Origin of the sequence: uncultured Campylobacter sp. (genome assembly GCF_938045405.1) — a bacterium.
Classification (GTDB): Bacteria; Campylobacterota; Campylobacteria; order Campylobacterales; family Campylobacteraceae; genus Campylobacter_B.
The window spans coordinates 1-17,720 of sequence record NZ_CALIMW010000163.1 but is presented as its reverse complement, the minus strand read 5'-3'; the positions used below and the strand labels follow the sequence as shown (position 1 = coordinate 17,720).

Here is a 17,720-nt window from a genome sequence, read left to right as displayed (position 1 = left end):
TAGGTAGCCGCGGTCGTGTGCTCGACGTAAAATCCGCCGCGCGCAAGCGCCGCTCTGGCAGGCAGTATATCGCTCTCGCTCGCTAAGATCACCTCGCGCTCGCCAGCGTAGCTAGAGCCAAGAATTTCGCCCGCGCGCATCGGTCTTGCGATCGCGATGCCCTCCGCTAGCGTCGGCTGCGGCCTGGTCTCGCGCGCCGCACCTTTAGCGTCAAAAAGCGGAGCGCAACGCTCGCCCTGAACGATGAAAATTTTTGGCAGCGCCTCGATAAAGCCGCCCTCATATAGCTCGCCCAGCGCCGCTTGAGCGCCCAGTAGCAGCGTGCCGTTGCCCACGGGGATAAAGATATTGCGCGGCACCCTGCCCAGCTGCTCGTAGATCTCATAAATGTAGCTCTTCGTGCCCTCGTAAAAGATCGGATTATAAACGTGGTTGGCGTAATAGATCTGCTCCTGCGCGGCCTTTTTGCGGCACGCATCCGCCGTTTCGTCGCGGCTGCCGTCAAACACCGTGACGTGCGCGCCGTGGCTTTTGATCATATCGATCTTTTTAGGCGACGTACCCTTCGGGACGTAAATTTCACACTCGATACCCGCGCGAGCGCAGTACGCTGCCACGGCGTTGCCTGCGTTGCCGCTGGAGTCTTGCAACACCTTTTTCACACCGATATTTTTAGCATGCAGCACTAAAACCGCTGCACCGCGATCTTTGAACGAAAGCGTAGGCATCGCATAATCGAGCTTGAGATAGAGGTCCTCGCCAAATTTTACGCTAGCCGTGAGCCCCTCGCCCATTGAAATTTCTCTAAATTTAGCCGTATCGATACCCATAAACCTGCGGTATCTAAAGATGCTAAACTCGCTTTGATCTACGAGCGCGGGGTTAAATTTAGGTGCATCGGAGTTTAGCTTATACAGCCCACCGCAGTCGCATTTATAGCTCAAAGTATCGATGGGCGCGTGCTTGCCGCAGCCCGTGCAGATGAAATTGCTCATTTTCGCTCCTATTTTTTCTCTTTTATTTTTGCGACGGCCTCGATCTCTACGAGGCAGCCGAAGTGTAGAGCCGTAGTCGGCACCACGACGCGAGCGGGCTTATGCGCGCCGAAAAACAGCGCGTACTGCTCGTCGATCACGTCCCAGTTCTCGACGCCCGGCGTATAGACGCGGCACATCCGCACGTCGCCTTTATCCGCGCCCGCGGCGGCCAGCACTGCCGCGACATTGCTTAGAGCCTGCGCGGTCTGCTCAGCAAGACCCTCCAGGATAGCTCCCGTGCGCGGATCCACGCTTAGCTGCCCCGAGACATAGAGTGTACCGTCGTCGTCTAAGATGCCCGGCGCATAATGCGCCTTTTTCGGCGCAAAGACGGTTGGATAAATTTCTTTCATTTAAGCTCCTTTGCATATAAAATTTTATATAATTTTACTCTAAATTTATTAAAAATATATAAGTATTTCTATAAATTTGTAAAAATTTTAAAATTTAATCTAAATTCATAGATTTTTTTATATGAAATTTCAGGAGCCCGAATTGAACCAACTTTTGCAGACCTTTATACCGACCGCGCACCTTATTAAAAATACGATCGGCGATTGCGAGGTGGTCATCCACGATATGAGCACGCCGCAAAGCTCCGTCGTTTTCGTCCTCGGCGACGTAACGGGCAGGAAGATCGGCCAAAGCTTCGATCATCTGGTAAAGGACGTGTTGCTAAGCAAAAATTTTGAAAACGACTGCACCGCAAACTACTATTTTACCGCGCAAAACGGCAGGCTCATACGCTCCTCTACTTCGCTGATCCGCGGCGCAGACGGCAAAGTAGTAGGCGCGCTATGCGTAAATATCGATACCTCAAGCGCCATGGCGGCATACAAAGCAATAAAAAATCTTCTGCCGAATGTAAAGCTCGATAGCAAGGAGTTGCAGGGCGCAAATTTTACCGACGGAAGCCGCGATAGCGCGACATTAGACGAAGCGAGCTTAAATGACGGCATAAATTTAGAAACGCAAAGCTCTAACGATTTGCAGCAAAATATCCTTGACATCGTCCAAGATCTGATCGCATCGGCTACGCACGATCTGGATGTGGAGGGGATGAAGAAAGAGGATCGAAAGCGTATCGTAAAATTCCTCTCGCAAAAAGGAATTTTTGAGGTAAAAGGTGCGGTGGAGCTCGTCGCAAAGGCGCTTAGGACGCAGAAAGTCACGATTTACTCGTATATGGATGAGGTAAAAAAGGAGAGCTAGCCGCAGCGCATAAATTTGATCTCAAATTTCATAAGCGTTGCGCGCCTTACTATCAGCGTAGCCATATGGAGTGGCGCAAATTTTAATCTGAATTGATGAACCGATCAAAAAGCAGAACATACTAATCCTTCGTTTATACAGCATGTAATGGGATAAAAGCAAAACTCATCTATTACTCGAGCTCATAGCCCTTCGCGCTTTTTAATTTCTCGTCATAATCGACTCCGTTAGCAATTCGCTTGCGTGAAGCATTAAAATCCGCTCGTATCGGGCTTTTGCGCTCGTCAAACTCAAGTGGCGCGACACCGATGATATCTGCTAGCAGATGTGCCAAATCATCGCTCATAAAAGGCTTATCTTTCGCCGCAGCTAGCCTCTGCCATAGCTTAGCGTGATCGCTCAAAAACTCACGCGAGGCTATAAAAAGCAGCGGAATTTCGTAAGTAAAGCGGCTCTCCATGCCGTGCCCAAGGCGTCCGTTTTCGTATAAATTCTCGCCGTGATCGCTAAGATAGACGATGAGGCTGTCATCACCCGAAAAAATTTTAAAAATTTCATTTATAACGAAATCGTTGTAAAGCACGCTGTTATCATAATACGCTATGACCTCTTTCTGCTTGGAAGTAAGTTTTGCCTTTACATCCGCCGCGCTAAACTTGCCAAATCCCTCGGGATAGCGCAGGCTGTAATCCATATGGCTGCCGATGAGATGGATCACGTAGAAATTTCGCTCGCTCTGCTCCGTTTTCGCCTGATTTATGAGTGGAAGCAGCACTCCGTCAGGCTTGATGCGGACGGTTTCGTAAAGATTGCTCTTTGAGAGGAAGGATTCCGCGTCCGCGCGATCGGCAGCGCTTTTAGCACTTAACGCATGTGCGCCGAAAGCCTCTTGATTGCTAATCCAAAAGGTGCGGTAGCCACTTAGCTTAAACATATCGATGATGCTAAGGTTGCGAAACCACGCCCTTTTGCGCTCGCTTTCGTAATCGCTGAAATTTAAAAGCCGCATCAGCACCTGATTAGTCGTGCCGTAAGGCGAGATTGTATCGCCAAATTTTATCAAATTACCGCTTGCTTCGAGTTTCTCTAAAAGCGGTGTATTTTTAACGCCGTAGCCGTAGAGCGACATATGCCCGCGCTGCAAGCTCTCGCCGATTATTAGGATGATATTTTTGACGCGAGACTTTTGTGGGGCGGGGCTTGTAGCAGCGTCAGTGGTTTTGGAATTTGAAATCGCGCCGGGGCTTTGTGGTACGGAATTTAAAATCTCGCTGGAGCTCTGCGCCATAGCGCCCGAGGCAGACGTAGAATTTAAGTTTGCGCCGGAATTTTGCGCCTGGGCACTTGATGCGGGCGCGGAATTTTCAGACTCGGAATCCAAGGCAGAGCTTTGCGGAGTAGAATTTAAAGTCTTGCCCCAGCTCTGCACCGTAGAATTTAAATTTGCGCCGGAATTTTGCGCCTGGGCGCTTGATACAGGCGTTGAATTTTCAAGTACGGAGCCTAAGGCAGAGCTCTGCGGATCTAAATTTGCGCCGCCTTTTAAAACGCTTTCGTTTGCGCGTTTGGCCTCATCGTAGCCGAGCTGCACTTCGCGCATATCGGTGATGAAATTTTTATCGCTCAGATAGTCTTTTATCGTAAAGGCAAACTCCAGCGGGACGTATTGCGATAGCTTGGCTATATAGCTCTGCTTGCCTTGGAAAGCTTTAACGGCAATATCTGCGCAAAAGATCGTGCCATAGATAAGATAGAGCGCCGCTAGCAGCAATCTTAGGCGGCTATGCGTTTGCTCCTTCGCTCGCCGTCCCGCTCTTAGTGCCGCAAAGATGCAGCCGAGCAGCGCCGCTAAATATAAAATCGTTGCGGGGTTAAGAAACTGCGAAACAAACTCGCGCGTCTCGGCTGCGTCGGTATGGACGATCGCGTCGATCGCCACGACGTTGAAGCTTGAGTCGAAATTTACGATCAAAAATAAAGCCACACTCGCAATTAGCGCAATTAGCGCTAGTAACACGAACGAAACGAGCTTAAAAAATCGCCCGCTAAGCAAATAGCAGAGGTGAAAGATGAGCAAATTTATGATAAATACTACCGGAAAACTCTCGGCGATGTAGGCAAAGATGGGACCGTTAATCTGATAATGTATCTTAGCCCAGCACGCGAGCAGGCATAGCGCCGTGCTAAGCCAAAATGCCCTCCATACGGGACGTTCGCGCAGAGCGGCAAAAAAGCCGTGGTCGATTTTCATAAGCAAGCGCGCCGTGAACTCGCCTGCTTTCGTCTGCGCTGCAAGCTCGCCTATATTTGCCAGCGCTGCATAAAATTTTTCTATCATTTTATCTTTCCTGCCTCGTACGAAAGGACGCGACGACGCGTACTTCACATAGCGCGGCATATTTTCGCTTTAAAATCAAGGCGCAATCTTAGCCGCTTAAAGCTTTGAGCTCGCTTACTTGCGCGCCTTTACGCTTCAAATTTTACAGCTAAATTTTAAAGATACGGGGGAGGGGGGGTAGTAGAATTGGGCGACGGAATTTTAAGGCTAAATTTTAATTGAAAGCGAATCTATGAGCGAAACTACAAGACGAGGCTTTAAAAACAGAAAGCACGAACTAAAACCTAGCCCTTAAAATTTTACGGCTAGACCGCAAAGCGTCGCGATAGATTTTAAAATTTCTAGTGCGATAGGCTTCCTTCGGATAAAATTTATACATGAAGCGGCTGAGGTAAAATTCTACGGCACGAGCGATATAAAATTGTCGAAAGCTAAGCGCAGGCGGAATTTCGCCTCGGCAAAAGTGTAAAATTTTAACTAGCTCAAGTCGCTTTTTGTGCGAAAATCTATGCGATGCTTAGGACTTCTACCTTGTCGTCGAAAACCGCCATGCAATGCTCGTAGTGGCTAGTGCGAAGTCCGTCCTTGCTTCTCGTGCTCCACTTATCCTCGGCGATGACCGGCGTGCCGTCCTTTTGGCAGATCATCGGCTCGATACAAAAGACCATGCCGTTTTTGATTTTGGGGCCTGATTTTGGATTGTTACCTTCTAGATAGTTTGGGATCTCAGGCTCTTCGTGCGGGTGCTTGCCGATGCCGTGGCCGCAGAAGCCATATAGCGGCACGAAGCCGCGCGCACGGATAAATTTCTCGATCTCGAAGCTTAGCTCTTTGAAGTGCATCCCTACCCTGATCGTTTTGATGGCGAACTCCAGCGTGTCCTTACTGCATGCGATGAGATCTTCGTCGGCTTTTGAAATTTTGCCGACGGGCAGGGTGCGTGCGCTGTCGCCGAAATATCCGTTTAGCTTCGAGCCCAGATCGACGCCCAAGATATCGCCCTCTTGCAGGATCGTTTCGTCTGGGATGCCATGGATGATGACCTCGTTTAGCGAGAGGCAGGCGGCGTTTGGAAAGCCGTATAGCCCTTTAAAAGCGGGATACGCGCCCTTTGAAGTGATGAAATCGTCGATCTTCTTATCGACTTCGAGTAGGCTAAGACCCGGCTTTATGAATGAAGCTGCGTAATCAAGGGCTTGCGCGACGATTCTGTTCGCCGCACGAAGCCCCTCTAAATCCTTTTTTGTTTTAAGCAAAATTGCCATTTATAGCCCGACCGCGCTTAGGGTCTGATATTTGTTCATATAGATCTGCGCTTCTATGCGTCTCATCGTATCAAGAGCGACGGAGACGACGATCAGCACGCTGGTGCCGCCGAAATAAAACGGCACGCCCATAAATTTAACGAGCAGCCACGGGATGACGGTTACTAGCCCGAGATAGATCGAGCCCCAGAATGTAAGCCGGCTAGCAACTTCGTTTAAAAAGCTCGCCGTTCCCTCGCCCGGACGAATACCCGGGATAAAGCCGCCCTGCTTCTTTAAATTTTCACTAATGTCCTTGGAATTAAAAGCAATTGACGCATAAAAATAAGCGAAAAATATAACCAACACAAAGGTCAAAAAGTTAAAGAAGTAATTGCTGGGGCTAAGGAAATCGTGGATCTTTTGGATGATCGGATTGGTGCTTGCTTGTAAAATTGTAGTCGGAAACATCAAAATCGCGCTTGCAAAAATAGGCGGAATGACGCCGCTTAAATTTAGCTTGATCGGCACATAGTTCATAATGCGCTTATTTTGATTTGCCATCAATACCTTGCGCGAAAACGATACCGGAATTCTACGTTCGCCTAGCTCCACATATAAAATTGCCCCGATAGTAGCCAGGATAATTAGCACGATCGCGATTAGTTTTAAAACGTTCATCTCACCGGTATTTACTAAATTTACAGTACTTCCGATCGCTCTAGGGATGGCGCTTACGATACCTGCAAAGATAATAAGGCTGGTGCCGTTACCGACGCCGCGCTGCGTGATCTGCTCTCCGATCCACATCAAAAGCATGGTGCCTGCCAGCATCGAAATGCACGAGATAAAAACAAACTCGTTGGTATTTTCAGCCATTATCGCAGGCGCTCCGGTCTGCCCGTGAATGCCCTGCAAGCCAATGCTAACGCCGATGGATTGAACCATAGCGATTGCGATTGTAGCATATCGGATGATCTGCATATATTTCTGCATACCGTCGCGCTCTTTTTTGAGTTTGCCTAAATTTGGAAAGGTTGCGGCGAGCAGCTCCATAATGATCGAAGCGGTAATATAAGGCATAATGCCTAGCGAGATAACGCTGAATCGCTCCGCCGCGTTACCGCTAAACATATTAAACATTCCAAAAGCGTTGTTGCTATTGTTTTGAAAAAATTGCTTTATAACCTCAACGTCCACTCCCGGAACCGGCACGTAAGCTAGCAACCTATAGGCAAAAAGAAAGCCCAAAGTAATGAGAATTTTGTTGCGTAGCGATTTATTCATTATTTTTGTCCGCTAGACTTTACGTTCTCGTCTTTGATCTTGCTAGCGAGCGCTTTTGCGCCTACGCCGATCAGCTTGATCTTTTTAACGGAATTTGAAATTTTATGAACGGATTTGATGCTTTCGATCGTGATCTCGCTAAGATCTTTGATAGCTTCGATTTTATCGACATTGATCACGTAAGGCTTTTCAAATTTAGAAGTAAAACCTACCTTTGGAAGCCTTCGCTGAATCGGCTGCTGACCGCCCTCGAAGCCTCTTTTTTCATGAGAGCCGGTACGTGCGGTCTGACCCTTGCCGCCGCGACCCGCAGTTTTACCCAGACCGCTTCCTTGACCGCGACCCAAGCGCTTAGTAGCGTGAGTCGAGCCTGGGGCTTTTTTAAGATTTTCTAATCCCATCTTTTATCCTTGTTAGTGTTTTAACATACTAAGAGCTTTCATCGTAGCTCTTACGACATTTGAGGAGTTGTTCGAACCTAGCGATTTGGTGAGGATATCTTTAACACCCGCAAGCTCTAAAACTGGGCGGACTGAACCGCCTGCGATAACGCCAGTACCTTCGCTCGCCGGCTTAAGTAAAATTTTGCTCGCATTGTATTTAACTTCAATATCGTGAGTGATAGTAGAGCCATTTAAATTTACCTTGATGATATTTTTAAACGCATCGTCTACCGCTTTTTTAATCGCGTCGGGAACCTCTTTGGACTTACCAAAGCCGAAGCCTACCAAGCCGTTTCTATTGCCTACTACGATAAGAGCCGTAAACCTAAACCTTCTACCACCTTTAACGACCTTCGTAACCCTACCGATATTGACGATTACCTCTTCGAATTCTTCTCTATTATACTTTTCCACAATCATTCCTTTGGGTTATAGTTTGATGCCGTTTTGGCGTAGAGACTCGGCAAAGCTTGCGATTACGCCATGATACAAATAGCCATTGCGATCGAAAATCGCTTCAGAAATGCCTTTATCTTTTAGCTTGGAGGCTAAATCTTTAGCTAAGCTAGCCGCGCCCTCTTTGTTTGCCTTTAAATTTAAAACCTTACCGCTGCTGGCGCACAAAGTCGCGCTCGCTGCGTCGTCGATAGCCTGAGCGTAGACCGTCCTATTGGATTTGAAAATAGAAATTCTAGGGCAAGATGCGACGCCTGAAATTTTAGCGCGAATTCTTCTTTTTCTCTTGATTCGTAAAGAGATCTTTCTTTTTAATACGTTCTGTGTCATTTCTCAACCCTTATTTCTTAGCTGTTTTTCCGGCTTTGCGGATGATATGCTCTTCAAGATACTTGATGCCTTTACCCTTATATGGCTCAGGCGGTCTGAATCCTCTAATCTCGGCTGCTACTTGACCTACTTGCTGCTTGTCGTCGCCTTTGATGGTTACGACGTTTTTATCTACGGAAATTTCAATCCCCTTTGGAGATTCAAAATTTATCGGATGCGAAAAGCCTAAATTTAACTCAAGCACCTTGCCCTTCATCGCGGCTCTGTAGCCGACGCCGTTGATCTCAAGCTGTTTTGAAAAGCCCTCGGTAAGACCAAGGACGATATTGTTGGCTAAAGCGCGGTATGTTCCCCAATACGCCCTGCTCTGCCTATCTTCACCTTTAGGTGAGAATTCTATCTTTCCGTCTTCGATTTTTACATCGACATGACCTTTTAAATCAAGCTCTTTTTCGTTATTCGATTTTTTAAATTTTAACGACGAGCCGTCGATTTTGACCTCTAAGCCGCTTGGAATAGAGATCGGTTTTTTACCAATTCTTGACATAATTTTCCTTTTTATTTGTCTAGGGTATGTCTACTTTTACGAATGGATACCACAATGCCATAAAAAGTAGAAACTTCTTACCAGATCGTGCAAAGCACTTCGCCGCCGACGCCCGCTTTGTGCGCGTCGATACCGCTCATAACGCCTTTGCTTGTGCTAACGACGACGGTTCCGTAGCCGTTTTTGAAGCGCTTGATCTCGTCTTTGCCTTGATATACGCGGCGACCCGGAGTCGAAATTCTTTTAACTTCGTTTATCACGCTTCTGCCTTTTTCGTCGTATTTAAGCACTACGTTGATGATCTTTTTATTGTTTTCCTCTACTACGTTGTAGCTCTCGATATAGCCCTTCTCGGCTAAAATTTTAAGCATAGCCTCAACGACGTTTGAGTGAAAAAGCTTAGTCGTATCTAGCCTTCGCATCGCAGCATTTCTGATGCGAGTTAGTCCATCTGAAATAAGATCGTTAATCATCTCTTCTCCTTACCAGCTTGCTTTTTTTAGACCCGGGATCAAGCCCTCATTTGCCATCTTGCGAAGGCAAACGCGACAAATTCCAAAATCTTTATAAACGGAGTGCGGACGACCGCAAATTTGACATCTGGTATATGCGCGAGTGCTAAATTTAGCGGGGCGTTTCGCCTTGGCTACCATTGATTTTTTTGCCATATCATTTTCCTTTTGCAAAAGGCATGCCGAATAACTCTAGCAATTTAAATGCCTCTTTATCGTTATTTGTAGTCGTTACGACGGTTATATTCATACCGTGAGTTCTTAAAATTTGATCGTATTCGACCTCAGGGAACATCAGCTGCTCTTGCAAGCCGAAATTGTAATTGCCGCGTCCGTCAAAGCCCGTTCTAGGTAGTCCTCGGAAATCCTTAACTCTAGGAAGCGCGATAGAGATCAGTTTGTCTAGGAAGGCAAACATCTGCTCTTTTCGTAACGTAACCATTATACCTACCGGAAAACCTTCGCGAACCTTAAAGCCTGCGACCGATTTTTTTGCGTTGACGATAAGCGCTTTTTGACCTGCGATCAGCGAGATAGTATCGGCCATATTTTGAAGCACTTTTTGATCTTTGCTCGATTCGCCCGTTCCTACGCTGATAACGATCTTTTCAAGCGCCGGGATAAGCATAGGATTTTTTATATCAAATTCTTTCTGCAAAGCAGCTCTGATGGAATTAGCGTATTTATCTTTTAGTCTGCTCATAATCAACCCTCTACCAACGCAACGTTTGAAATATCCATAGGCATCTCTTTGCTCGTAAAGCCGCCTTGCGGATTTTGCTCGGTTGGTTTGATAGCCTTTTTAGCCATTTTACAACCCTCGACGATAACTTGAGCTTTTTTAGGAAACACTGCCTTAACGGTGCCTGTTTTGCCCTTATCGTCACCTGCGATGATCTTTACTTGATCGCCTTTTTTAATCTTAAATTTTACTGCCATTATAAAACCTCCGGAGCCAGCGAAACGATCTTCATAAAACCGCCGTATCTGACCTCTCTACCGATAGGACCGAAAATACGAGTGCCGATCGGCTCTTTTTTTGAATCCAAAATAACGGCTGCGTTCTCGTCGAATCTAATTAGCGAGCCGTTGCCTCTGTGCAACTCTTTAGTAGTGCGAACGACTACGGCTTTTACTACTTGACCGCGCTTAATTTTGCCGTTAGGGAGCGCTTTTTTTACAGAGCAAACGATAATATCGCCGATTGTGGCGTATCTTCTTTTGCTGCCGCCCAAAACTTTAATACACATAAGTTCTTTTGCGCCGCTATTATCAGCTACCGCAAGTCTGGTAAAACTCTGTATCATTATTCAACTCCTGTTTTCAAAACCGCTTTTAAGCGAAACGATTTTCTAGCGCTTAGCGGTCTGCACTCGATCGCAGATATCGTGTCGCCGATCTTCACGACGTTGTTTTCATCGTGGATCAGATATTTTTTAAATCTTTTTACGATCTTTCTATATCTAGGGTGCATAACCCTTCGCTCTACCAAAACGGTAGCTGTTTTATCGCCCGCCTTCTTTACGACTACGCCTTGAATTTCTCTTTTAAATGCCATAACCTATCCTTATTTCGCTTTAATAGCGGTGTTGATTCTAGCGATATCTTTTTTGATAGCGCGAATCTCGTTAGGATTGCTTAGCTGCATAGTTTTTAGCTTTTGTCTAGCCGTAAATAAAAGCAACTTACTTTGTTTCAACATAGAATTTAGCTCAGCTAAATCTTTATCTTTCAAATCAGTATATTTCATTTTCGCTTTCCCTACTTACGATTTTCGTTTTAAAAGGTAGTTTATGAATCGAAAGCATAAGCGCCTCTTTAGCAACCTCTTCGCTAACGCCGGTCATCTCGAAAATGATCCTGCCCGGTTTTATATTCATTACCCACTCTTCTACGCCGCTCTTACCTTTACCCATACGAGTTTGTAGAGGTTTTTTGGTAAGCGGTTTGTCTGGGAATACCTTAATCCAAATTTTAGCTTGACGATTCACGAAGCGCGTCATCGCGACACGAGCCGCTTCGATCTGGCGAGAATTTACCCTACCCGCCTCTACCGCTTTGATACCGAAATCGCCGAATGTCAAGGAATTTCCTCTCGTCGCATAGCCGCGATTGCGACCTTTCATCATCTTGCGGTATTTTGTTCTTTTTGGCATCAACATAACTATTTACCTCTTCTTGGTCTGCGTGTTTTTTTAGGCGCATCATCGGTCTTTTCAGCCTGGATGCCTTTTTGTAAAATTTCACCCTTAAAGATCCAAACCTTAATGCCGATATTACCGTAGGTCGTATGCGCTTCGGCAAAGCCGTAATCGATCCTAGCCCTTAGAGTATGAAGCGGAACGCGTCCCTCCAAATACCATTCGGTTCTAGCCATCTCTGCACCGCCCAAGCGACCTGCGACGCAAATTTTAATTCCCTTTGCGCCCGCTTTTTGAGCGCCTTGGATGACCTTTTTCATAGCGCGGCGGAATGCAACGCGGCGCTCTAGCTGCATAGCTACGTTTTCCGCAGCCAAAAGTGCGTTCGAGCCTACTTTGCGCTCCTCTTTGATATTGATGGCTATGTCTTTATTGACTAGCTTAACAACTTCGCTTCTTAAATTTTCAACCTCGCCGCCTTTTTTACCGATGATAATACCCGGTCTTGCGGCTACGATCGTTACGCGAATTTTCTTAGCCGTTCTTTCGATAAGAATTTGGCTAATTCCCGCATAGTAAAGCTTAGCTTTTAAAAATTTGCGGATCTTGTAATCCTCGCCGATACTCTCGGAAAGCGTCGCTTTAGAAGGAAACCATCTAGACTCCCAATTTCGATTAATTCCTAATCTTAAACCGATCGGATTTACTTTCTGTCCCATTTACGCTTCCTTCTTACTTGGTTTTGCTACTTCGACGATAATGTGCGAAGTAGGCTTGCGGATACGGCTAGCCGTACCTCTGGCGCGCGGACGAAATCTCTTAAGCACAGGACCAGCATCCACTCGGCAGCTTGTAACTACGACCTCTTCAGGCTCAAAGCCGCCGTTTGCGACCGCGCTTGAAATCGCCGTCGCGATATATTTCGCACCGCGATTAGGCGTAAATTCCAAAGTGGCAAGGGCAAATTCCGCATTCATGCCTTGAATTTGTTTTGCGATAAGTCTTGCTTTTGTCGGCGAAAGGCGAACAAATTTAATAGTTGATTTACTCATATTCTATCCTTACTTGCCGATCTTTTTCTGCACGGAGCCTTTGTGGCCCTTGAAAGTGCGCGTAGGAGCGAACTCGCCTAATTTATAACCGATATGATGCTCGGTGACGTAAACCGGGATAAAATTCTTTCCGTTATGAACGTTAAACGTAAGTCCGATCATCTCAGGCACGATCGTGCTTCGTCTCGACCAAGTCTTGATCGGTTTGTTATCGCCGGCTTTCTTTGCCGCAACGACTTTTTTCATTACGTGATCATCTACGAAAGGACCTTTTTTTAGCGATCTAGCCATTTTTATTTTCCTTTCCTTCTTGAAATTATAAGCTTATCGCTCGCTTTTTTATGGCGAGTTTTATAGCCCTTCGTCGGTTTACCCCACGGAGTTACCGGATGGCGGCCGGAGTTTTTCTTACCCTCGCCACCGCCGTGTGGGTGATCTACCGGGTTCATCGCAGAACCTCTGGTTTGAGGGCGGATACCTCTGTGGCGGTTACGTCCGGCTTTACCAATGACGACGTTTGCCCACTCTTCGTTACCTACTACGCCGATACTAGCCATACACTCTGCAAGTACTCTTCTCATCTCGCCGCTAGGCAGACGCAAAATGACATATTTTTCCTCTTTACCCATTAGCTGAGCATAGCCTCCTGCGCTACGCGCCATTTGAGCACCTTTGCCTGGTTTTAACTCGATATTATGCAGGATAGTTCCCACAGGGATATTTTTCATCTTCATCGCGTTACCCGGTTTAATATCTAATCCGCCCTCGGCAGCGGCTACCACATCGCCCACTTTAAGATCGTTAGGCTTGATGATGTAACGTTTCTCACCGTCTGCGTATGAAATCAGCGCGATACGGCAGTTGCGATTCGGATCGTATTCGATCGCCTCAACCTTGCCAGCAACGCCGAATTTATTTCGCTTAAAATCGATGATTCTATAAAGTTTAGCAGCTCCTGCTTGTTTATGGCGGCTAGTAATGCGACCGTTATTGTTCCTTCCGGCTGCGGCAGGAATTTTAACAAGCAAGCCTCTAACGCTAGCTTTTGCAGTGATATCCTCGCTGCTAAGACCAGTCATAAATCTTCTACTTGGAGTATACGGTTTATAAGTTTTAATCGCCATTTTACGCCTCCACGCTTTCTAGACTTGCACCTTCAGGTAGCTTGACGTAGAATTTTTTCACATCGTTTCTAGCGCCCATTTTACCTCTAAATCTTTTTACTTTGCCGTCCTGTCTTAAAGAATTTATCTTTAGCGGAGTGATCCCGAAATAGTTCTTCAAAACGCTCTTTAGTCCGTTTTTCGTAACCGACGGGCTAGTTTGGATAACGACCGCGCCGTTTTCTTGAAGACCGAGAGACTTTTCCGTATAAAGGATCGTTTTGATATCTGTTATATCTGCCATTTTAGTCCTCTTTCACTATTGATTCAAATGCCGCTTTTTCGAATACGACCGAGCCGTAAACTGCGATTAGGTAAGCATTGACCTCGCTTGCATCGATGACATAGCAATTTTTTAGATTTCTATAGGCCAAAAGAGTTTGCGCGTCTAGCTCGTTTTTAACGATTAGCGCATCTCTAACGCCTAGTTTCTTAATAAAATTTGCCGCATCTTTGGTTTTACCGCTTTTTAGCTCCAAATCGTCGAAGATAAAAATTTTACCCTCGTTTGCTTTCTCATTGATAGCAAATTCCAGCGCAAGACGTTTTTGCTTTTTATTGACCTTCTGCTCATAATTTCGCTCGTTAGTCGGACCGAATGCGACCGCGCCGCCTACCCAGACATTGGTTCTCGTTGAGCCCGCACGTGCGCCACCGCGACCCTTTTGTCGCCACGGTTTTTTACCGCCGCCGCTAACCTCGGCGCGAGTTTTAGCGTTAGCCGTATTTGCGCGAAGCGAAGCAAGGTAAGATTTGACGTACAAATATAGATTGTGCGAATTAACCTCCGAAAATTTCGCAGGAATTTCAATTTCGCTTGCTTTTTCTAGTTTTTCGTTAAGCACGCTTACTTTACTCATTTTACTATCCTTATTCTGCCCATTGCACCGTTAAATCCAGGAACCGAGCCCTTAAGCACTAAAATTTTATTCTCGGCATCAAAGCTTACGACTTCGTTTTTAGCAGTGATCGTTTCGTTTCCAGTGTGTCCCGCCATCCTCATACCAGGCTGAACGCGACCGGGCCACTCGCAGTTGCCAATAGAACCAGGCCTTCGGTGGAAGCGGCTACCGTGCGCTGCAGGACCGCCCGCAAAGCCATGGCGCTTAATAACGCCCTGATAGCCCTTGCCCTTGGATCTGAAGCTTACTTTTACGATCTTTGCTCCGCTCAAAACATCTAAATTTTGATCGCCAAGCTCGGCATTTTCTAAGCTTAGAGTCGCAAATTTATTAAATTCCTTGCTTAGGCTATATTTCTTTTGAATTCCGGCGATAGCTTTGTTATACGCTTTTCCGTCTGCGTAGGCTACGATAGCTTTTTTCTCATCGCAAACTTCGCAAATTTTGGTATTGATAAGTCGTAAAAGAGTCACGGGCGTGCTGCTCGTGTCGATCGTCCTACTCATACCTATTTTTTCTACGATATATTCCATTGTTTTACCCCTTATTTGCCCATCGCGTGAACTTCGACGTTGACTTCCGGAGCCAAATCAAGCTTAGTTAGCGAATCAACCGTATCTGGCGTAGCCGCTACGATGTCTAGCATACGAGCGTGAATTTTCATCTCAAACTGCTCTCTGGAGTCTTTATTTACGTGCGGAGATCTTAAAACGGTGTAGCGTTTAATCTTCGTAGGCATCGGCACGGGACCTCTGACGTCCGCACCTGTTCTTTTTACGGCTTCAACGATAGCCGAAACTGTGCGATCTAAAACTCGATGGTCATAAGCCTTGAGTTTTAACCTAATTTTTTGCATCACTTTTCCTTAATAAAGAACTTGTCGCAACGCGCGACCTTTTGTTTCAAACAAAAGACGCACATTATATAAAAGCGCTCCGGCTTTGTCAAGAAAATAGCCAAATTTTATGGAAATATTTCCTTTTAATAAGGAAAAATATATAGAATTTCGAAAATTTTTAGGGTGCTGGAAATTTTCAATACAAAAATTTTAGATAAATTTGAAATAGATATAAAAATTTCATAGAATTTTTCAGATTTATTTCCTTTTAATAAGGAAAATTTTAAAATACTCGCCATGAATGATCTAAAATTTTTTTACGAAAATCCACCGGAATTTGCGGGCTTTATCCCGCGCAAAAGAGGTATAAACTCTCCCAAAACCATAATCTATGGAGTGCTAAATTCCGGCAAAAGCGCCGTGCTGAAAAATGAAATTTCAGAACTTAAAAAAGATGAAATTTTGTATCTAAATTTAGCCGATCTACGCCTTGAAGAGGCGGTAGCGAATGATGCAATTTTTGCAGCTAGAAATAGTGCGGACAATACAAAGACTAGCGAAGCAAATGAATATGAAATAAGCAGAGAAGCTATGCTTGGCGCGGAAATTTCGGATACGGGCGAATTTTACCGCGCCGCCGTAAAAAATACAGATACAAAAAACGCAAGCGCAAATGGCTCAAACAACGCAAAAAATGCGGAGTCCGATGGCGCAAAAAGCAGGAGCGAGAATTTCTTCCGCGAGATCAAAGAATTTTTAGCCGCCAACGAGCAAATTTCATCGCTTTTTTTGGATAATTTTAGTAGCGCCGATTTTGAAATTTCATCGCTTCAAAGCTTCGCTGGGGGGCTAAATTTAAAGCGTTTTATCATCTCTACTCGCGATAAAGAGTTGGTCCTGCCGGGCTTTGAGCGGCTTGAGCTTTTGCCGCTTTCATTTGAAGAATTTATCGCCTTCGATAAGCGCCACAACGAGATAAACTCGATGATTTCGGCGTTTTTAGCCCAAGGCGGCGGCGCAAAAAATCCCTTCATAGCGCCTGCCGAAATTTTAGAATTCGAGCAGAGTCTGCTTACGGCAAACTTTAGCCGCACGGAGATTTTAATCCTCAAAGAGTGCCTAAGCTTCGTCCACGCCGCATTTAGCGCAAATAAAATTTACACCGCGCTAAAGCCGCGCATCAAGATCTCCAAAGACGCCGTATACGGCACTATCGCCAAACTTGAGCGGGAAAATTTCATCAGATTTTTAAGCAAAGCGGGCGAGCCCGCGCGCGCAAAAAAACTATATTTTTCACATTTTAATATGCGAGAAATTTTAACAAGCAAAAAGGACTTCTCGAAAAAATTTGCCAACGTTCTTTTTTGCGAGCTTTTGGGGCTAAATACGCCGATTTTTTACACAAAAGAGCTGGATTTTTACCTGCCTGCTCTAAAAATGGGGGTTCTCGTCATTCCTTTCAGCGACGCAGACATCATCTTTTTAAAATTCCGCAAAATCTTAAGCGCGCTCAAGAGACTCGGTATCACGAGCTTAAAAGTCGTTTCTATGGCAAACTCCGGCAGGCTCGAGATTGAGGGCATCCGCTGCGATGTCGTGCCGTTTCATGAGTTCGTGCTTAGCTTCTGATTTATTGACACTTCATATCATAAAAATATAAATTTTATGATATAATTTTGGCAAACCCATATCAATTACGCAAGGGAAAGCCGATGATCAAATTAAAAGACAAACTCATTTATGAAACGCTAAAACTGGTCGAATCGCAAGGCGAAAAGGGACTTTTATGTCGCAATAAGCAAAGCGATGCGGAGTTTATGAGGCCCGTAAACGAATTCGCAGCTGCGAGTGGGCGCAACTACACATCGATCAAATCGACTCTTGACATAATTCATAAAAACTGGGGCTATCTGCAGCGCGAAAGCATTAAGGACACGGGGCTTGATGCGGGCAAGGCGTCGAAGATTTTCATCTACCGTCTATGCGAGTCAGGGCGAAGCTTTATCGAAAAATACGAAAAAGCGCTCGTCCAAAACGCCGACAAATAGCCCAAAATTAAAAATTTTAAGCGCCGATTAGATAGAATTCTTTAATTTCACGTGGAGCGACAGAATTTCATTTTTATGCGACTCGCCTTAAAAAAAGGAGATGAAAATGCTGGATTTTATAGTAAAAATGTTCGCATGGAAAGCTGAGTGGGAGGTAAAAAAGGAATATG

The 17,720-nt window shown here is 45.6% G+C and carries 27 protein-coding genes and 1 pseudogene; 3 read left to right on the top strand and 25 right to left on the bottom strand.

Annotated elements, in window-relative coordinates; translation table 11 throughout:
- A partial coding sequence (locus Q0140_RS06400; RefSeq protein ID WP_297962908.1) for a pyridoxal-phosphate dependent enzyme occupies positions 1-995 on the bottom strand: 995 nt, incomplete at its 3' end.
- A gap of 8 nt (positions 996-1,003) precedes the next feature.
- Positions 1,004-1,390 carry a RidA family protein gene (locus tag Q0140_RS06395; RefSeq protein WP_297962905.1) on the bottom strand — a complete coding sequence of 129 codons (387 nt, stop codon included), beginning with the start codon at positions 1,388-1,390 and terminating at the stop codon, positions 1,004-1,006.
- Positions 1,391-1,532: 142 nt separating this feature from the next.
- On the opposite strand from Q0140_RS06395, the gene Q0140_RS06390 reads away from it, so the two are divergent.
- Positions 1,533-2,249 carry a PAS domain-containing protein gene (locus Q0140_RS06390; protein WP_297962901.1) on the top strand — a complete coding sequence of 239 codons (717 nt, stop codon included), beginning with the start codon at positions 1,533-1,535 and terminating at the stop codon, positions 2,247-2,249.
- 172 nt (positions 2,250-2,421) lie between these two features.
- Here the strand turns inward: Q0140_RS06390 and Q0140_RS06385 are convergent, their stop codons facing one another.
- The 23 genes and pseudogenes from Q0140_RS06385 to rpsJ all read right to left on the bottom strand — a co-directional run bounded on the left by Q0140_RS06385 (position 2,422) and on the right by rpsJ (position 15,520).
- Positions 2,422-4,587: a phosphoethanolamine transferase gene (locus tag Q0140_RS06385; RefSeq protein ID WP_297962898.1), complete on the bottom strand. Its 2,166-nt coding sequence runs from the start codon at positions 4,585-4,587 to the stop codon at positions 2,422-2,424.
- Positions 4,588-5,093: 506 nt separating this feature from the next.
- The gene (gene map / locus Q0140_RS06380; RefSeq protein ID WP_297962895.1) at positions 5,094-5,852 is read right to left on the bottom strand and encodes a type I methionyl aminopeptidase; all 759 of its coding nucleotides are present in this window, start codon (positions 5,850-5,852) and stop codon (positions 5,094-5,096) included.
- The gene (gene secY / locus Q0140_RS06375; protein ID WP_295150643.1) at positions 5,853-7,118 is read right to left on the bottom strand and encodes a preprotein translocase subunit SecY; all 1,266 of its coding nucleotides are present in this window, start codon (positions 7,116-7,118) and stop codon (positions 5,853-5,855) included. It lies immediately after the preceding gene.
- Positions 7,118-7,519, bottom strand: a complete 402-nt coding sequence (gene rplO, locus Q0140_RS06370; RefSeq protein WP_005868985.1) for a 50S ribosomal protein L15 — start codon at positions 7,517-7,519, stop codon at positions 7,118-7,120. The genes secY and rplO overlap by 1 nt, the downstream gene beginning before the upstream one ends.
- 12 nt (positions 7,520-7,531) lie before the next feature.
- Complete coding sequence (gene rpsE / locus Q0140_RS06365) at positions 7,532-7,975, bottom strand: 30S ribosomal protein S5 (protein ID WP_005868986.1); 444 nt, start codon at positions 7,973-7,975, stop codon at positions 7,532-7,534.
- A 15-nt stretch (positions 7,976-7,990) separates the two neighbouring features.
- Positions 7,991-8,347: a 50S ribosomal protein L18 gene (gene rplR, locus Q0140_RS06360; RefSeq protein WP_005868987.1), complete on the bottom strand. Its 357-nt coding sequence runs from the start codon at positions 8,345-8,347 to the stop codon at positions 7,991-7,993.
- Between the two features lie 10 nt (positions 8,348-8,357).
- Entirely contained in the window at positions 8,358-8,894 is a 537-nt protein-coding gene (gene rplF / locus Q0140_RS06355) for a 50S ribosomal protein L6 (RefSeq protein ID WP_297941608.1), read from the bottom strand.
- Positions 8,895-8,971: 77 nt separating this feature from the next.
- On the bottom strand, positions 8,972-9,367 hold the full coding sequence (gene rpsH / locus Q0140_RS06350) for a 30S ribosomal protein S8 (protein WP_005868989.1): 396 nt from the start codon (positions 9,365-9,367) through the stop codon (positions 8,972-8,974).
- A 9-nt stretch (positions 9,368-9,376) separates the two neighbouring features.
- Positions 9,377-9,562 carry a type Z 30S ribosomal protein S14 gene (locus Q0140_RS06345; protein ID WP_005868990.1) on the bottom strand — a complete coding sequence of 62 codons (186 nt, stop codon included), beginning with the start codon at positions 9,560-9,562 and terminating at the stop codon, positions 9,377-9,379.
- Position 9,563: 1 nt separating this feature from the next.
- Positions 9,564-10,109, bottom strand: a complete 546-nt coding sequence (rplE, locus tag Q0140_RS06340; protein WP_291938590.1) for a 50S ribosomal protein L5 — start codon at positions 10,107-10,109, stop codon at positions 9,564-9,566.
- Between the two features lie 2 nt (positions 10,110-10,111).
- A complete protein-coding gene (gene rplX, locus Q0140_RS06335; protein WP_005868992.1) occupies positions 10,112-10,345 on the bottom strand; it encodes a 50S ribosomal protein L24 in 234 nt (77 codons plus the stop codon).
- The gene (gene rplN, locus Q0140_RS06330; protein WP_005868993.1) at positions 10,345-10,713 is read right to left on the bottom strand and encodes a 50S ribosomal protein L14; all 369 of its coding nucleotides are present in this window, start codon (positions 10,711-10,713) and stop codon (positions 10,345-10,347) included. The genes rplX and rplN overlap by 1 nt, the downstream gene beginning before the upstream one ends.
- Entirely contained in the window at positions 10,713-10,964 is a 252-nt protein-coding gene (gene rpsQ / locus Q0140_RS06325; RefSeq protein WP_005868994.1) for a 30S ribosomal protein S17, read from the bottom strand. The genes rplN and rpsQ overlap by 1 nt, the downstream gene beginning before the upstream one ends.
- Positions 10,965-10,973: 9 nt before the next feature.
- Entirely contained in the window at positions 10,974-11,156 is a 183-nt protein-coding gene (gene rpmC / locus Q0140_RS06320) for a 50S ribosomal protein L29 (protein WP_005868995.1), read from the bottom strand.
- Complete coding sequence (gene rplP / locus Q0140_RS06315) at positions 11,143-11,568, bottom strand: 50S ribosomal protein L16 (protein ID WP_005868996.1); 426 nt, start codon at positions 11,566-11,568, stop codon at positions 11,143-11,145. The genes rpmC and rplP overlap by 14 nt, the downstream gene beginning before the upstream one ends.
- 2 nt (positions 11,569-11,570) lie before the next feature.
- On the bottom strand, positions 11,571-12,266 hold the full coding sequence (gene rpsC / locus Q0140_RS06310; protein WP_005868997.1) for a 30S ribosomal protein S3: 696 nt from the start codon (positions 12,264-12,266) through the stop codon (positions 11,571-11,573).
- Between the two features lie 21 nt (positions 12,267-12,287).
- Positions 12,288-12,599, bottom strand: a pseudogene (gene rplV / locus Q0140_RS06305) (50S ribosomal protein L22); the annotation flags it as partial.
- Between the two features lie 9 nt (positions 12,600-12,608).
- Complete coding sequence (rpsS, locus tag Q0140_RS06300; protein ID WP_005869002.1) at positions 12,609-12,890, bottom strand: 30S ribosomal protein S19; 282 nt, start codon at positions 12,888-12,890, stop codon at positions 12,609-12,611.
- Between the two features lie 2 nt (positions 12,891-12,892).
- Positions 12,893-13,723 (bottom strand): 50S ribosomal protein L2, encoded by an 831-nt coding sequence (gene rplB / locus Q0140_RS06295; protein WP_297897660.1) that lies wholly within the window; start codon positions 13,721-13,723, stop codon positions 12,893-12,895.
- Between the two features lies 1 nt (position 13,724).
- Complete coding sequence (locus Q0140_RS06290) at positions 13,725-14,006, bottom strand: 50S ribosomal protein L23 (RefSeq protein ID WP_297962890.1); 282 nt, start codon at positions 14,004-14,006, stop codon at positions 13,725-13,727.
- A gap of 1 nt (position 14,007) precedes the next feature.
- Entirely contained in the window at positions 14,008-14,622 is a 615-nt protein-coding gene (rplD, locus tag Q0140_RS06285; RefSeq protein ID WP_005869006.1) for a 50S ribosomal protein L4, read from the bottom strand.
- Positions 14,619-15,197, bottom strand: coding sequence for a 50S ribosomal protein L3 (rplC, locus tag Q0140_RS06280; RefSeq protein ID WP_297962887.1), 579 nt, complete (start codon positions 15,195-15,197; stop codon positions 14,619-14,621). Before rplC ends, rplD begins: the two co-directional genes overlap by 4 nt.
- Before the next feature lie 11 nt (positions 15,198-15,208).
- Entirely contained in the window at positions 15,209-15,520 is a 312-nt protein-coding gene (gene rpsJ / locus Q0140_RS06275; protein WP_005869011.1) for a 30S ribosomal protein S10, read from the bottom strand.
- A 279-nt stretch (positions 15,521-15,799) separates the two neighbouring features.
- Here rpsJ and Q0140_RS06270 point away from each other — a divergent pair, with 279 nt between their 5' ends.
- Positions 15,800-17,131: a hypothetical protein gene (locus Q0140_RS06270; RefSeq protein ID WP_297962884.1), complete on the top strand. Its 1,332-nt coding sequence runs from the start codon at positions 15,800-15,802 to the stop codon at positions 17,129-17,131.
- Between the two features lie 83 nt (positions 17,132-17,214).
- Positions 17,215-17,550, top strand: a complete 336-nt coding sequence (locus tag Q0140_RS06265) for a hypothetical protein (protein WP_297962881.1) — start codon at positions 17,215-17,217, stop codon at positions 17,548-17,550.
- Positions 17,551-17,720: the final 170 nt, after the last annotated feature.